This window comes from Zooshikella harenae, assembly GCF_018837975.1.
Taxonomy (GTDB): Bacteria; Pseudomonadota; Gammaproteobacteria; order Pseudomonadales; family Zooshikellaceae; genus Zooshikella; species Zooshikella harenae.
The window spans coordinates 1-515 of sequence record NZ_JAGSOY010000375.1 but is presented as its reverse complement, the minus strand read 5'-3'; the positions used below and the strand labels follow the sequence as shown (position 1 = coordinate 515).

1 protein-coding gene is annotated in these 515 nt (G+C 33.0%); it reads right to left on the bottom strand.

Annotation, left to right across the window (positions count from 1 at the left end):
- Nucleotides 1-515 (bottom strand): hypothetical protein (locus KCG35_RS26195; RefSeq protein WP_215822884.1); only part of this gene is annotated, 515 nt, incomplete at both ends.

Genomic DNA, 515 nt, shown 5'->3' with positions numbered 1-515 from the left:
CATCTTTTATCTGTACTGCGAGTCCAACTTCAAACTTAGCTTCAATTATTTTTATACAAAAAAGTAACTCATAATAAAGATATACTTCAGGTTTGTCTTTATATTCTTTATTCTGCCATTTTAAATGTAACCCACCTTTAAATATATCAATATTAACATCCGCGTAAAAACCTAACTTAGCTGTTGACAGTGTCCTTAGGGCGGTTATAAATCCCTGGATAACATCACAAAGTGTAAAAATGGGGTTAAGCTCTTGTAAACAGTCAAACTTAATTGGTTCTGCGCCAAATCCATTATCAACGGTTAAACTCATATCAGGGTAAGCAAGATCAGTACCCCTTGATAACGTTCGTGACTGCTCAATTAAAGTTTGGGGAATACCATCTTCTGATTCAGAAGTAACTTCTTTTCTTTTCTCCTCAAGCTTATATGACTTTACCTCAGCTTTTCTTGGATCATAATTTTTAATTTCATCTGTTTTTAGAAGTTCCTTATCCCTGAATATTTTCTTTATA